This window comes from Rhodococcoides trifolii (assembly GCF_014635345.1).
Lineage (GTDB): Bacteria > Actinomycetota > Actinomycetes > Mycobacteriales > Mycobacteriaceae > Rhodococcoides > Rhodococcoides trifolii.
On record NZ_BMCU01000003.1, the window covers coordinates 266,190 to 279,715 of the forward strand.

The window sequence follows — 13,526 nt, forward strand, 5'->3', positions numbered from 1 at the left end:
ACCGGCCGCCGGCGCGGGCAGCGTCACTGTCCGAAAGAGAATGTCTTCTCCGTCGTCTTCTGTGCGAGGGCAGCCAGCGTCGGGCCGTGCACACTCCTCTTGATCGCGGTCAGGTTGGGGCCACGGTTCGACGTCAGGGCGTTCGCGATCGCGACCGCGGTGGCGCGAATTTCCTCCGCCGTCGCGGTGGACTCGACTATTCCCGCTTCGACGGCCTCCGGTCCGCCGTAGCGGCGTCCGGTGGTCATTGCCTCCAGCGCCGTCTGCGGCGACAGCCGAGAGGTGACCAGTGAGGTCATGCCCGGCGTGAACGGCATTCCGAGTGACACCTCGGGCAGGCAGAAGTACCCGCGGTCGGCTCGCATGAGGTGGAAGTCGTGGGCCAACGCGAGCATGGCGCCCGCCCCGAAGGCGTGCCCCTGCACCGCGGCCACGGTGGCCATCGGGAACTCCAGGATGCGGGTGTAGATCTCGTGCACGCGGTCGAGGTAGGCGGGTAGCGCGGCCAGGTCGGAGAACGCGTGGTCCGTGTCCAGACCGTTGGTGTAGAACTTGCCGCTCGCTGTCGTGACCAGTGCAGCCGGGCCGTCGGACGCCAGGACTTCGTCGAGCACGGCGTGCATCTCGTCGATCCAGACCGGACCGAAACGATTCTCGGGATTGGACCCGTCGGCGTTGCCGAGGAGGAGGACGAAGACGTCACCGTCGCGTTCGAGTGAAGGCATTCTGGGGATGATAGTCGGCGGCACGACAGTGCCTTCGTGTCGCTCCGCATGCTCCGCCGGGCGACTGTCACTACTGTGAGTCGTCGTGAGCATTCCTGATCCGGCCTCTGCCGCCACCGACGCCGCAGCATCCCTCGCCTCCGCCACGGGGGTGAGCGAACATTCCGTTGCCGTCGTGCTCGGGTCGGGCTGGCAGGCCGCTGCCGAACAGTTCGGCGAGCCGGACACCGTGGTGCCCATGTCGTCGCTCCCCGGTTTTGCACTGCCGTCGGCCCTCGGACACTCCAACGCGATGTGGTCGGTGACTGTCGGTTCCACCAAGGTCCTGATCCTGCTCGGACGCACCCACGCGTACGAGGGCCACGACCTCTCACGTGTCGTGCACCCCGTACGTACGGCGTGCGCTGCGGGCGCTCGCACGGTGATACTGACGAACGCCGCCGGCGGCATCCGCGAGGGCATGAGCGTCGGCGATCCGGTTCTGATCAGCGACCACCTCAACCTGACCGCACGATCACCTCTCGTCGGTGCCCAGTTCGTCGACTTGGTCGACGCGTACTCGGCCGATCTACGCGAGGTGGCCCGTGGGATCGATCCGTCGCTCACCGACGGTGTCTACGCAGGGCTGCCCGGCCCGCACTACGAAACTCCGGCCGAGATACGGATGCTGCGCACCATGGGAGCAGATCTGGTCGGCATGTCGACGGTGCACGAGACCATCGCCGCCCGCGCCGCCGGTGCCCGGGTCCTCGGAATCTCGCTGGTCACCAACCTCGCGGCCGGCATGACCGGCGAGCACCTCGACGCCGACGAGGTGATCGCCGCGGGAGCCGCCTCCGCGGTGCGGATGGGAACGCTGCTGCGCGACCTCGTTCCGCACCTGTGACTCTCGCCGGTCAGGTCGCAGCGTGGATCGACGGTGATCCGGACCCGAAGACCCGCGACGAACTCGCTGGACTGTCGGACACCGAACTGGCGCAGCGTTTTTCGAGTTCTCTCGCCTTCGGTACGGCGGGACTGCGCGGTCCCGTCCAAGCCGGGCCGACGGGGATGAACGTCGCCGTCGTCACTCGCACCACGGCGGCGCTCGCCGCGTACCTGTCGAACGCCTGCCTCGGGGGTTCGGAGGTGGTGGTCGGTCGCGATGCGCGAACCGGATCCGACGCCTTCGCCGCGGCCGCCGCTGAAGTGTTCGCTGCGGCGGGCTTTCGGGTCACCCTGCTCCCCCGCCCACTTCCGACGCCGGTGCTGGCGTTCGCCGTTCGCTCGCGGGGTGCGGCCGCCGGGGTGCAGATCACGGCATCACACAATCCGGCCGCAGACAACGGATACAAGGTCTACCTCGACGGCGGCGCTCAGCTGATCTCTCCGGCCGACCGTGAGATCGAAACTCTCATCGGCGCAGTCGGACCCGCGTCGGCTGTTTCTCGCACCGTCGTCGAGCCCACCACCGACGACATCGTGGGTGCCTACCTGGATCGTGTTGCGTTGCTTGCACACTCCTCGGAACCGGTACGCATCGCTCTGACCGCCCTCCACGGAGTCGGCGGCGCCGTGGCTCTGGACGCACTCGCGCGCACCGGTTTCTCGGACGTCGTCGTGGTCGAGGAACAGTTCGAACCCGACCCTGCCTTTCCGACGGTCACCTTCCCGAACCCCGAGGAGCCCGGCGCGGCGGATCTCCTGCTGGCGTTGGCCGAACGTTCCGACGCCGACATCGCGATCGCGCTGGACCCCGATGCCGATCGCTGCGCAGTCGGCGTTGCGTCCCCGGACGGGTGGCGCATGCTGACCGGCGACGAGACCGGATCTCTGCTGACGGAGTGGGCGCTCGCGCGGGCTGCACCGGACGCGTTGGTGGCCAACACGATCGTGTCCTCGACCCTGATGTCGAAGCTGGCCCCGGCGCGCGGTGCCCGGTACGCCCGCACCCTCACCGGCTTCAAGTGGCTGGTTCGAGCGGGAGACGGGTTGGCGTACGCATACGAGGAGGCCATCGGTCACTGTGTGGACCCGAAGACGGTACGGGACAAGGACGGCGTCTCCGCAGCCGTTGCGCTGGCGTCGTACGCGTCGTCGCTGAAGGCATCGGGCCGTACGTTTCTCGACGTTCTCGACGACCTCGCAGTGGAGTTCGGGCTGCACGCGGGCTCGCAGGTGTCCCGTCGGGTGACCGACCTGTCCGAGATCGCGGCCATGATGAAACGCCTGCGCAGTTCACCGCCCGCCGACGTGGCCGGAATTGCCGTCGCGGTGACCGACCATTCACTCGCGCGCGGGCAGATGCGCACCGACGCAGTCGAACTGACAGGAGACGGGGTGCGGGTGATCGTGCGGCCGTCCGGCACCGAGCCCAAGCTCAAGGCGTACCTCGAGGTGGTGGTGCCGGTGACGGATCGGCCCGCACTCGGTGCGGCACGCGAGACCGCGTCGGCACGGTTGGACCGGCTGCGGGAATTCGCCGAGGGGCTGTGAACGCTACCGCGGCGACGGCTGCTGCTGCGTGATGCAGTGGATTCCGCCGCCCCGCTCGAACAACGGGCGTGCGTCGACGGTCACCACCTCCCGCCCCGGGTAGGCCTCCGACAGGATCTTCACCGCGACAGCGTCGTTGGGATCGTCGAAGCTGCAGGCGACGACACCGCCGTTCACCACGAGGTGGTTGATGTAGCTGTAGTCGACGAAGCCCTCGTCGTCCTCGAGGACGGTCGGCGCGGGAACGTTCACGATCCGCCAGGGCCGGCCCAACGCATCCACCGACCGCGAGAACACGTCGCGAATCTCCGCGCTGATCTCGAAGTCCGGGTGCGCCGGGTCCTGCTGATCGTCGACCAACACCACGCCGGGCGCCGCAATGGCGGCCACGATGTCGACGTGTCCGCGAGTGCCGAACCGTTCGTTGTCGCGGGTGAGGCCGCGCGGTAGCCAGATCACGTGCGTGGCGCCGAGGGTGCGGGCGAACTCCCGTTCGACATCGTCCTTGGTCAGGGCCGGGTTACGGCCCGAGTCCAATTGCACGGTCTCCGTTGCCAACGCCGTTCCGAGGCCGTCGACCTGAATTCCGCCACCTTCGTTGACCAGTGCCGACGACACGACGGGAACGTCCGCGAGACCGGCGACGAACGACCCGATCCTCGCGTCCTTCTCCCACCGAGCCCAGTCCTGAGCACCCCATCCGTTGAACACCCAATCGACACCGCGGACGGAGCCGTCGTCGGCGTGCACGAAAGTAGGGCCGATGTCGCGCATCCACGCATCGTCGAGCGGTGCTTCGACGATGGTGATCTCATCGGACAGGTAGGTCCGCGCTATGTGCACTTCCGCCGGGTCCACCACGACCGTCACGGGTTCGAAGCGCGCACATGCGTGCGCCACGGCCGCCCAGGTGGACCGGGCTTCGTGCTTGGCCTCGTCACCCTCTCCCAAGGAATACCCCTCGGGCGGGAATGCCATCCATACCCGTTCCTGCACAGCGGTTTCCGACGGCATCATGAACGTTTTCGTCACTTCACCACCGCCGTCGCCGCGTGTCCGTCGCCGTACGGGTGCTGGTGATCCACCGGCGCCGTGAGTCTTCCGTAGGTGTCCGGCCGACGAGTGACGAGGAACGGGAACAGTTCGAGCCAGTCCCGCCGCTGACTCAGGTCGAGATCGGCGATCAGGACGGCCGATTCGTCTCGCGGAGCCTGAACCAGGATGCGGCCGTACGGATCCGAGATGAACGACGATCCGTAGAACGTGACGGCTCCTTCGTCGCCCCACCGGTTGGGCACGATCATGAATAGACCGTTGGTGATGCCGTTCGCCACGATGACCTGCTGCCACAGCGGCTGCGAATCGAACTCGGGGAACGACGGTTCGGACCCGATGGCAGTCGGATACACCAGGATTTCGGCACCGCCGAGCGCATACGAGCGCGCCAGCTCGGGGAACCATTCGTCCCAGCACGTCGGGAGTCCGATGCGGGCACCGAGCCCCTCGGGGTCGTACACCGGGTGAGGGTCGGCGGCGTCGCCCGGCCGAAAGTACGTGTCCTCGTAGTACCCCGCCGAGATGGGAATGTGAAGTTTGCGGGTCTTCGCGATGAGGTGGCCGGTCGGCGACACCAGGATCGACGTGTTGTATCCGAGACCGTCTGCTGCCTCGGCCTTCTCGTACAGCGACGCGTGCACGAACATTCCGTGCTCACGTGCGGCGGACGACGCGAACGCGAAGGTGGGACCAGTTGCGAGCTCCTCCGCGGCGGCGCCCGGGTTCGCCCCCGCGCGCACGTCGGCCGGGTATCGAAGCAGCGTGATCTCGGGAAGGAACACGGCCGTGGCGCCCTGCGCGGCAGCGGTGGCAACGCCTTCGTTCAGCTCGGCGAGCAGTGCATCGGCGTCCGCTCGCCACCGGTGTTGGACCAGCGCGACGCGTAGCAGCGGCCGGTCGGCCGGTGTCGTACGGGTGAGCGCCGGCGCTGCGCCGAACGCGGTGACTGTCCGCATGTGTCCTGCTCCTCGTTTAAAACGAATGTTATTCGTTAAGTATGGTGGACTGGTCCGATCGACGCAAGAGGAGCGAGGAATCACGTGGGTAGACCGTCGTCGCCGCTGCTCTCGCCCGACCGCATCGCGGTGGCCGCGCTCGCGCTCGTGGCCGAGCACGGGGACTTCACCGTTCCCGGTCTGGCGAAGAAACTGAAGGTCAGCCCGTCATCGCTCTACAACCACGTCAGCGGCCGGGAACAGATCGTCGAACTGCTACGCGCGCAAGCGATGTCGGGAGTCGACCTCCCGGACGACACCGACGGGGACTGGCAGACGGCGGTTGCTCACATCGCCCGCGCCTACCGCACGAGCTACGCCCGGTACCCGCGTCTGATCCCGTTGCTGACCGCGCACGCGGTGAACAGTGATCACGCCTTCCGGATGTACAACACGCTGGCCTCGATTCTGCAAAACGCTCGTTTCACCCCGCGCGACACTCTGCGCACCATCACCGCCCTCGACAGTTTCGTCCTCGGTGCCGCGCTGGATCTGGCTGCTCCGGATGCGCCGTGGCGAGACTCGGACCGCGTCGAACCCGCTCTGGCCGAAGCACTGTCGACGGGCGTCGACAAGGGCGACGCCTTCGAGTTCGGTCTGACGGCACTCCTCACCGGAATCGATGCGGCGGTCAATTCTCGACGATGAGGGACGGCGTGCTCTTGGTCAGCACCTCACCGCGGAAGAAGGCCGGGTGCTTCAGCGAGAACGCAACCATCAGAACGGCTCCGAGCACGATGATGCCTACCCCGATCAGAAACACCGTGCCGATCCCGAACAGCGAGGACCCGCTGCCGAAATCGGGATCCCACGCGTCGACCGAGGTCTGAACGAACACCACGGCCATCCCGATTCCTCCGAGCAGCGGGAACAGAAACTTGAAGAACACGTTTCGGGGGCCGGCGAACAGCTCGGATCGGAAGTACCAGACGCACGCGAACGCCGTGATGCCGTAGTAGAAGCAGATCATCAACCCGAGTGCAGCGATGGTGTCGGTCAGGACGTTGTCGCTGATGACCCGCATCAACGCGTAGAAGCCGGCCGACACCACCGCCGCGACGACGGTCGCGAATCCGGGCGTACTGAAACGCGGTGTGATGGAGGCGAATCGGCCCGGAATGGCTTTGTAATGGCCCATGGCCAGCAGTGTCCGAGCCGGGGAGAGGAACGTTGCCTGCAGCGACGAGGCCGAACTGCCCAGCACCGCCAGCGACAACAGGATCGCGAACGGACCCATGACCGGCGACGCAAGTGCCGCGAACACGTTGTCGGAGGTGTCGGGATTCTTCAGTCCGTTCCCGGTGTCCCCGGTGCCGGCGAACATCAGCAGCGCCACGGCGACGAACAGGTAGAGGGTGACGATGACGAAGACCGTGATCATCGCCGCGCGGCCCGGGGTCTTGGCGCTGCCCGATGTCTCCTCGTTCACGGTGAGGCACACGTCCCAACCCCAGTACAGGAAGATCGACAGCGACAGCCCTGCCGTGAACGCCGAGAAGCTCTCGATGCCGAACGGATCGAACCAGCTCAGGCTGAACGAGATACCGCCCGCAGCACTGCCTTTGGCCACCAGAGCGAACGCCTCGATCACGAACCATGCAAGCACGACCAGCTGGAACGCCAGCATGGTGTACTGCACCTTCTTGGTCTCCTGCATGCCGCGGTAGGTCAACCAGCATGCGAGAGCCATGAACGCCAGGCACGTGGCGATGTTCACCGGCTTGTTCGCCGTCAGATCCGCCAGCGAGTCGTTGCCGGTCACCTGGGCCAGGAACAGATAGAAGAAGTCGACCGCCACCCCGGCCAGGTTGGACAACACGATGATCGTCGACGCGATCAGGCCCCACCCTCCCATCCAACCCACGTAGGGCCCGAACGCCTTCGACGCCCAGGTGAAGGAGGTACCGCTGTCGGGCTCTGCGTTGTTCAGTTCGCGGTAGCCGAGCGCCACGAGCAACATCGGGATGAACCCGACGATCAGGATGGCCGGGAGGTGCTCGCCGACCTCCTGCACGGTCGGGCCGAGCGAGGCGGTCAGCGCATAGGCCGGGGCGATGGTCGAGATGCCCAGCACGACACTGCCGACAAGCCCCAGCGATCCCGCGGACAGGCCCTTGGATTCGACCTTCACGTCGGTCACGACAGCGCCCCGTCCGCGGGAACGACGATCACGGGAACGGGTACGACTCGCAACATGCGCGTAGCGGTCGAACCGAGGAACAGGGTGCGGGGCCGCGCGAGCCGAGACGACCCCACGATCATGACGTCCCCGTCGTGCCATTCGAGTCGGCGTGACGCTTCCTCGATGGACGGTCCGTCGGCCACCACCGCCTCCACAGCGACGTCGCCCACCTCGGCGCGGATCGCTGCCGTCGTCTCGTCGAGTACGTCGACGTGTCGCTGCCGGACGGACAGGTCGTGGGCGTCCTCACCGGCTTCGGACCCGTCGAGTGCGACGAGGGACAACAGGCGAAGCGGTAGGTCGGCACCCTCCGCCAACGTGATCGCGGTTCGCACCACGTCGGCGCCGCCGGGTCGGTTCCCCACCGCGAACGTCACCGACCGCACGCCGGTACAGGTGGTGTGTCGGAATCCGCGGGGCGCCATCGCCACCGGGAGCGAGGAACTGTGCAGCAACGCGTTGGTCACGGTGCCGATCGAATGTCGGCCGAGCAGACCGTCACCGGCCGCCCCCACCACGATCATGTCGGCCCCCGTATCGCCGGCGGCGGACAGCAGGCCACCGCTGAACGAGTCGTCGATCAGAACGCGGGTGGTGACCTCCGTGTCGGGCGGGAACAGCGCGGCCGCGTCGGCCACCCATTTCCTCGCGCGATCGACGACGATGTCCTCCCACGCGCTCTCGACGCCGCCCTTCGCCGGTACGCGGCGTTCGTCCTCCAGCACGAGACAGATGTCGACGCTCGCCCCGAACGTTCGCGCCATGGCGACGGCCAGCGCAATGCCGTCGTCACCACTCGGTGTGGCCAGGTATCCCACGGTCAATCGCATGGGAAGAGCGTGCGACCACGGGACTCTTCGCGCTACCCGACATGATGTCCATCACAGACACGACGACGGGACAAGCTGTCTAGCGAGGGCCGAACTGACGATCGCCCGCGTCGCCGAGACCGGGCACGATGTACGCGTTCTCGTTCAGACCCTGATCGATGCTCGCCGTCACGAGTCGAACGGGAAATCCGGACTCCGACAGTGCCGCAACTCCTTCCGGCGCAGCGACCACGCAGATGGCCGTCACGTCGTCGGCTCCGCGCTGCACCAGCAGCTCGATCGTGTGCACCATGGAGCCTCCGGTGGCCAGCATCGGGTCGAGTACGTACACCGGGTATCCGGCCAAGTCGTCCGGGAGGGATTCCATGTACGGCACGGGCTGATGAGTCTGCTCGTCCCGCGCCATGCCGACGAACCCGACGCGTGACTGCGGGATCATCGAACTCGCCTTCTCCACCATTCCCAGGCCGGCGCGCAGAACCGGCACGAGCAGCGGTGGATGCGCGATGCGCACCCCGCGGGCGGTGTCGACCGGCGTCCGCACGTCGAACTCCTCGACCGGAGCATCGCGGATCGCCTCGTAGACAAGCATTTGCGTCAGCTGGCGCAGTGCCGACCGAAACGACGGATTGTCCGTTCGTTCGTCGCGCATTGTGGTCAGGAGTGCTGCGGCGAGCGGGTGGTCGATGACGTGCGTGTCCATGAACGAGAACACTAATTGCTTCCGGGGTGGAACCGCGGGCGTCTGCGGGCCGTCCAAGACGATGACGAGGGAATTGGTGCGCGCGGGGAGGGCTCGACAAACGATGAACGAAGTTGCGGTGTCGGACGGAATGGCAGCCATTGCCGACTCGACCGCTCGAACGGGAGGCGTGGTCGCGGGGGCGTCGGTCGCAGCCGCGGCGGGTACGGCGGCGTTGACGGCGACGTTCGGTGTCCTGGGAGCCGAGTTCGCGACCGTGTTCGCCGCCGCCCAGGGGCGTCACGCTGCCGCGGCCGCCGAACTCGGCGGCGTGTTCGAGAGCATCGCCGCGTCGATCGCCGCTGCTGCCGCATCCTATTCGGCCGGCGACGAGGCCGCGGCCCGCTCCTTGGCGAACGGACTCGCGTGATCGACCTGCTGAGCGCACCCATCCGGGAACTGGCCGCATCCCTCGGTACCGGAACCTGCCCGCCCGGCGGCTCCCCGGACGCACTCCGTGATGCCTCGACCGCACTGAGGACGGCGTCGCATCTTGCCACCACCGCGGCGGGCGCGATAGGGCCCGTGTGGTCCGGAGGGGCGGCAGTGGCCGCCGAGCAGTCGATCGCCGAGGCGTCGAGAGTCGCAGCGGCACTGCAGGCTCACGGAGACGAGCTGAACGCCGTGTTGGCACGCGCAACGGCGACCGTGCACGCGGGGACCGTCGAGCTCGCGGCGGTTCTCGGATCGTTTCTCGCCTATGCGGCCGCCGCGGCACCGACGCTGTGGACACCCGCGGGCCAGACGGCGCTCGTTGCCGTCGCTGCCGAACATCTCACCCGCGCTACGGCGGTCGTCGCCCGAGTGAAGGCGGAGTTGGCACAGCACACCGCCGAGGCGACGGCACTCGTGCAGCCTCCCGCCGTTCCCGATCGAGCCGGAACCAGCCCGGCAGCCACCGCGCCCGCCGCGGCCGTGTCGAGTCCCGTTCAAGCACTGCAGAGCGTCGGCCAGGCGTTCACGTCCGCCACCTCCACCACTCCGACGTCCTTCGCGGGTTTCTCCGACTCCGCGCCGGACAGCAGGTCCGGACAGGCCGAGGGCCATCGGGCGTACGATCCCCGCACCGGCGGCAAAGGTGTCGAGGTGGCGCTGCCGGACGGCAGCACGGCAATTGCGCCCAACGAAAAAGCTGCCAGCGCAGTCAGGTTCGCGCTGGCCCAGCAAGGAACGCCGTACGTGTGGGGCGGCACCACACCGGGACAGGGTCTCGATTGCAGCGGGCTCACTCAGAGTGCGTACGGGCAAGCAGGACTGGACATTCCGAGACTGGCTGCGGATCAGGACATCGGCACACCCGTCGGCGCGGAGAATCTTCTGCCAGGGGACCTCGCCGTCTGGGACGGTCACGTCGCAATGGTGGTGGGTAACGGTCAGCTCGTGGAAGCCGGCGATCCGGTCCAGGTGAATCCGATCCGAACGTCGAACAGCGGCATGGCGTTCCACGGCTTCTATAGGCCGACCGAATGACCGAGGCACGCGCATCCAACGCAGGCGGTACGGTGCGTGTCCGCGCCACCGAGACCGGCGTGCTGGTCGGTCTGCACATCGAACGAAGCGAGTTGCGCTTCGGCGGTGACGCGCTCGCCGCGACCATCCTGTCGGTCTGCTCCGCCGCGGCCCACGCAGCCGCCCAGCGACACCGAGCAGCTCTGCTACGCGACGGCCTGGCGCCCGAGGTCGTGGATCGCGTCGCCCCGGCGGGCACCGCACCGACGTCGCCACCCGGCCGGTGGACGCTCCGGCCGTGACCGCGGCCTCGAAGCTCGACGCCATGCACGACTTCCTCGAACGCACCGCCGCAATCCGCGCGGTCGGTGAAGCGGACTTCGGTGTGCGTGCGGTGGTCGACGGGAGCGGCAGGCTGGTCGATCTGTCCATGGCGAACTCACTGCGAGGCGTACGCGCCGATCGGTTGGCCGGCGAGATCGAAGTCGCCGCAGGTCGCGCCGCCGACCGAGCCGCCGCGCAGCGTGCGGAACTCGTCGCGTTGCTGCACAGTTCGCTCTCAGCGCCCTGAGATAGTCTCTCGGGCATGGCTGGAGACATCGTCCCGATCGAGCTCGGTGTGACCGCCGGCGACCTGGTCACCCTCTGGGCGCCGGAATGGCGCGAAGGTGACGAGGAGTGGGAAGCATTCCTCGGCCACGACGAGGAGTTTCACGCATTCCCGACGGTCGCCGAGTTGGCCGGCTTCGTGCGCACGGACACCGAGAACGACCTCGTCGATCACCCGAGTTGGCGTGTGCTCGTCGCTCTGTCCGCTGCGCAGCTCGAGCCGGACGACGATCATCGTTACGACTTCGTCGGTGTGCCCGAACTCGCTGCGGGCAGCCCCACCTACGAGACGGTCTCCGAGCTCGGCGAGACCCTCGAGATGGCGCGCACCATCGGTGAGGTGTGCGAGCTCGACGCCGTCACCCGCTTCTTCAATTCCAACCCGGTACTCGGGGTTCTCGGCCGTGGGGCCGACACCTTCACCGGGCGCGACGGGAAACAGCTCTGGGACCGCGTCGGCGCTGTCGTGGCCAAGGGCTGGGACGCGGTACTCGATGCGATCGACACCGTGATCACCTCCCCGACCGTCGACGAGGAGGCCGTCGCGCTGGCCGAAGCCGAGATCGTGGCTGCTGCCGAGAGCGACCTCGGCGTCGACGAGTTGGTCGACGAGGACATCGAGACCGACGAGGACGAGGACGCTGCGCCGGTATCGGAAGACGAGGAGGAGGACGAGAGCGACGAGGACGCCGAGGACGACGTCGAGTCGTTCTGGGTGTCGGTCGGCGTCGACCCCGTTCGAATCATCACCTCGGACAACACCTTCTACACGCTGCGGTGCTACCTCGGCGACGACCCCGTGTTTCTCGGCCGCAACGGCGCCATCACCGTCTTCACCTCCGAGCGGGCGCTGGCACGCTACCTGGCCGACGACCACGACCACGACCTTGCTGCAGTCAGTACGTACGAGGACATCCGAACGGCCGCCGTCGACGGCTCCCTCGAAGTCGAGGTGACCGACGAGAACGTCTACGTTCTTCCCGGTCTCGCAGACGACCTGGCGAAGGGACCCGAATCGGTCGACGCGGAACAACTCGACCTCGCCGTCGAATTGTTCACGGACGCCGCCGAATACGCCGGAGACACCTCCGTGGACGACGCGTTGGCGCCGTCGACACCGCTGGGGTGGTACGTGTCCTACGTGACCGATCCGACCGCCGGGCGGATGGCTCCCAGCGCGCCGTTCGACGCCGAAGCGGTGGCGTGGCGGGCGCTCGAGCAGGAGTTCGAGACCCGCCTCCGCAAGAATTAACCCACCAGGACGGCGTACCCCGGTTTGACCACGTGATCGATCATCTCGAGACGTTCGTCGAACGGGAGGAAGGACGACTTCAGCGCGTTGATCGTGAAGCGTTGCAGGTCGGACCACCCGTAGCCGAATGCCTGTGACAGGGCATGCATCTCGCGAGTCATCGACGTGTCGCTCATCAGCCGGTTGTCGGTGTTGACGGTGACGCGGAATCGAAGCCGCGCCAACAGGTCGAACGGGTGCTCCGCGATGGAGGCCACGGCGCCGGTCTGCACGTTCGAACTCGGGCACAGTTCCAGCGGAATGCGCTTGTCACGGACGTATGCGGCCAGCAACCCCAGCGTCGGATGTCCCTCGGCGTCGACGTCGATGTCGTCGATGATCCGCACGCCGTGGCCGAGACGATCCGTGCCGCAGAACGCGACTGCCTCCTGGATGGACGGTAGCCCGAAGGCCTCCCCTGCGTGGATGGTGAAGTGCGCGTTGTTCGCTCGCATGTACTCGAAGGCATCGAGGTGTCGGCTGGGCGGGAACCCTGCCTCGGCCCCGGCGATGTCGAAGCCCACCACGCCGCGATCGCGGAACCGGACGGCCAGCTCGGCGATCTCGCGCGAGCGGGCTGCGTGCCGCATGGCGGTGAGCAGACACCCGATGCGAATGTTCTTTCCGCGCACTCGTGCGGCGGACTCCCCCGCGCGGAACCCTTCGATCGTGTGTTCCACGACCTCGTCCAGGCTCAGTCCCCGCTCCAGATGTTGCTCGGGCGCGAATCGCACCTCGGCGTAGACCACACCGTCGTCCGCGAGGTCTTCCGCGCACTCCTGCGCAACCCGATGGAGCCCGTTCTCGTCCTGCATCACGGCGACGGTGTGCGCGAACGTCTCGAGGTAGCGCACGAGCGAGCCGCTGTCGGCCGCGTCGCGAAACCAGCGACCGAGCGCGTCCGCGTCGGTTTCCGGCAGACCGTCGTACCCGCACTGCGCCGCAAGATCCACCACGGTGGCCGGCCGCAGGCCACCGTCGAGGTGGTCGTGGAGGAGCGCCTTGGGCGCTCGGGCAATGGACGTCAGATCGAGGGGTGCGGGTCCCGTTGTCGCTTCCATCCTCCGACCCTAGCTGTCAGTCGGGTCGTTCCGCAGGCTCCACTCCTGCCAGCCACCGTCGTCGCCCGTGCGCGACCAAAACAGTCGACTTGTTACTCGCATGAAAACAAT

At 67.4% G+C, this 13,526-nt stretch carries 15 protein-coding genes; 8 read left to right on the forward strand and 7 right to left on the reverse strand.

The genetic code is table 11. The features are described from left to right. Positions 1 to 23: 23 nt before the first annotated feature. Positions 24 to 725 (reverse strand): enoyl-CoA hydratase/isomerase family protein, encoded by a 702-nt coding sequence (locus IEW02_RS14490; protein WP_188545559.1) that lies wholly within the window; start codon positions 723 to 725, stop codon positions 24 to 26. Between the two features lie 85 nt (positions 726 to 810). Here IEW02_RS14490 and IEW02_RS14495 point away from each other — a divergent pair, with 85 nt between their 5' ends. Together IEW02_RS14495 and IEW02_RS14500 are read left to right on the forward strand one after the other, a co-directional pair. Beyond that, positions 811 to 1,611 (forward strand): purine-nucleoside phosphorylase, encoded by an 801-nt coding sequence (locus IEW02_RS14495; RefSeq protein WP_188545560.1) that lies wholly within the window; start codon positions 811 to 813, stop codon positions 1,609 to 1,611. After that, the gene (locus IEW02_RS14500; protein ID WP_188545561.1) at positions 1,608 to 3,200 is read left to right on the forward strand and encodes a phospho-sugar mutase; all 1,593 of its coding nucleotides are present in this window, start codon (positions 1,608 to 1,610) and stop codon (positions 3,198 to 3,200) included. Before IEW02_RS14495 ends, IEW02_RS14500 begins: the two co-directional genes overlap by 4 nt. Positions 3,201 to 3,203: 3 nt before the next feature. On the opposite strand, the gene IEW02_RS14505 is transcribed toward IEW02_RS14500, so the two are convergent. Both IEW02_RS14505 and IEW02_RS14510 read right to left on the reverse strand, forming a co-directional pair. Then, positions 3,204 to 4,217 (reverse strand): agmatine deiminase family protein, encoded by a 1,014-nt coding sequence (locus IEW02_RS14505; RefSeq protein ID WP_229746117.1) that lies wholly within the window; start codon positions 4,215 to 4,217, stop codon positions 3,204 to 3,206. An 11-nt stretch (positions 4,218 to 4,228) separates the two neighbouring features. Then, the gene (locus tag IEW02_RS14510; protein ID WP_188545562.1) at positions 4,229 to 5,212 is read right to left on the reverse strand and encodes a nitrilase-related carbon-nitrogen hydrolase; all 984 of its coding nucleotides are present in this window, start codon (positions 5,210 to 5,212) and stop codon (positions 4,229 to 4,231) included. A gap of 84 nt (positions 5,213 to 5,296) precedes the next feature. On the opposite strand from IEW02_RS14510, the gene IEW02_RS14515 reads away from it, so the two are divergent. After that, entirely contained in the window at positions 5,297 to 5,899 is a 603-nt protein-coding gene (locus tag IEW02_RS14515; protein WP_188545563.1) for a TetR/AcrR family transcriptional regulator C-terminal domain-containing protein, read from the forward strand. Here the strand turns inward: IEW02_RS14515 and IEW02_RS14520 are convergent. From IEW02_RS14520 to upp, 3 genes are all read right to left on the reverse strand, one after another. Continuing rightward, positions 5,883 to 7,391, reverse strand: a complete 1,509-nt coding sequence (locus IEW02_RS14520) for an APC family permease (protein WP_188545564.1) — start codon at positions 7,389 to 7,391, stop codon at positions 5,883 to 5,885. The genes IEW02_RS14515 and IEW02_RS14520 overlap by 17 nt on opposite strands. Continuing rightward, positions 7,388 to 8,263, reverse strand: a complete 876-nt coding sequence (locus IEW02_RS14525) for a universal stress protein (protein ID WP_188545565.1) — start codon at positions 8,261 to 8,263, stop codon at positions 7,388 to 7,390. The genes IEW02_RS14520 and IEW02_RS14525 overlap by 4 nt, the downstream gene beginning before the upstream one ends. A 79-nt stretch (positions 8,264 to 8,342) precedes the next feature. Further along, positions 8,343 to 8,966, reverse strand: coding sequence for a uracil phosphoribosyltransferase (gene upp / locus IEW02_RS14530; protein WP_188545566.1), 624 nt, complete (start codon positions 8,964 to 8,966; stop codon positions 8,343 to 8,345). Between upp and IEW02_RS14535 the strand changes: the two genes are divergently transcribed. Genes IEW02_RS14535 through IEW02_RS14555 form a run of 5 tightly spaced genes read left to right on the forward strand, consistent with a single transcriptional unit; the run spans position 8,965 to position 12,315 of the window. Further along, positions 8,965 to 9,375, forward strand: coding sequence for a type VII secretion target (locus IEW02_RS14535; RefSeq protein WP_188545567.1), 411 nt, complete (start codon positions 8,965 to 8,967; stop codon positions 9,373 to 9,375). The two genes, upp and IEW02_RS14535, sit on opposite strands and share 2 nt — an antisense overlap. Continuing rightward, a complete protein-coding gene (locus IEW02_RS14540; protein ID WP_188545568.1) occupies positions 9,372 to 10,475 on the forward strand; it encodes a C40 family peptidase in 1,104 nt (367 codons plus the stop codon). The genes IEW02_RS14535 and IEW02_RS14540 overlap by 4 nt, the downstream gene beginning before the upstream one ends. Further along, positions 10,472 to 10,756 carry a hypothetical protein gene (locus IEW02_RS14545; protein WP_188545569.1) on the forward strand — a complete coding sequence of 95 codons (285 nt, stop codon included), beginning with the start codon at positions 10,472 to 10,474 and terminating at the stop codon, positions 10,754 to 10,756. The genes IEW02_RS14540 and IEW02_RS14545 overlap by 4 nt, the downstream gene beginning before the upstream one ends. Further along, positions 10,753 to 11,025 (forward strand): hypothetical protein, encoded by a 273-nt coding sequence (locus IEW02_RS14550; protein WP_188545570.1) that lies wholly within the window; start codon positions 10,753 to 10,755, stop codon positions 11,023 to 11,025. Before IEW02_RS14545 ends, IEW02_RS14550 begins: the two co-directional genes overlap by 4 nt. Positions 11,026 to 11,040: 15 nt before the next feature. Then, positions 11,041 to 12,315 carry a SatS C-terminal domain-containing protein gene (locus tag IEW02_RS14555; RefSeq protein ID WP_188545571.1) on the forward strand — a complete coding sequence of 425 codons (1,275 nt, stop codon included), beginning with the start codon at positions 11,041 to 11,043 and terminating at the stop codon, positions 12,313 to 12,315. Here the strand turns inward: IEW02_RS14555 and IEW02_RS14560 are convergent. Then, a complete protein-coding gene (locus tag IEW02_RS14560; RefSeq protein ID WP_188545572.1) occupies positions 12,312 to 13,415 on the reverse strand; it encodes an adenosine deaminase in 1,104 nt (367 codons plus the stop codon). The two genes, IEW02_RS14555 and IEW02_RS14560, sit on opposite strands and share 4 nt — an antisense overlap. Between the last annotated feature and the right edge of the window lie 111 nt (positions 13,416 to 13,526).

What these genes read in the sequence shown, in the direction of transcription:
- IEW02_RS14560 (WP_188545572.1), bottom strand. Translation starts at nt 13,415, where the DNA reads ATGGAAGCGACAACGGGACCCGCACCCCTCGATCTGACGTCCATTGCC.
- IEW02_RS14525 (WP_188545565.1), bottom strand. Translation starts at nt 8,263, where the DNA reads ATGCGATTGACCGTGGGATACCTGGCCACACCGAGTGGTGACGACGGC.
- IEW02_RS14545 (WP_188545569.1), top strand. Translation starts at nt 10,472, where the DNA reads ATGACCGAGGCACGCGCATCCAACGCAGGCGGTACGGTGCGTGTCCGC.
- IEW02_RS14505 (WP_229746117.1), bottom strand. Translation starts at nt 4,217, where the DNA reads ATGATGCCGTCGGAAACCGCTGTGCAGGAACGGGTATGGATGGCATTC.
- IEW02_RS14510 (WP_188545562.1), bottom strand. Translation starts at nt 5,212, where the DNA reads ATGCGGACAGTCACCGCGTTCGGCGCAGCGCCGGCGCTCACCCGTACG.
- IEW02_RS14555 (WP_188545571.1), top strand. Translation starts at nt 11,041, where the DNA reads ATGGCTGGAGACATCGTCCCGATCGAGCTCGGTGTGACCGCCGGCGAC.
- IEW02_RS14490 (WP_188545559.1), bottom strand. Translation starts at nt 725, where the DNA reads ATGCCTTCACTCGAACGCGACGGTGACGTCTTCGTCCTCCTCCTCGGC.
- IEW02_RS14535 (WP_188545567.1), top strand. Translation starts at nt 8,965, where the DNA reads ATGAACGAGAACACTAATTGCTTCCGGGGTGGAACCGCGGGCGTCTGC.
- upp (WP_188545566.1), bottom strand. Translation starts at nt 8,966, where the DNA reads ATGGACACGCACGTCATCGACCACCCGCTCGCCGCAGCACTCCTGACC.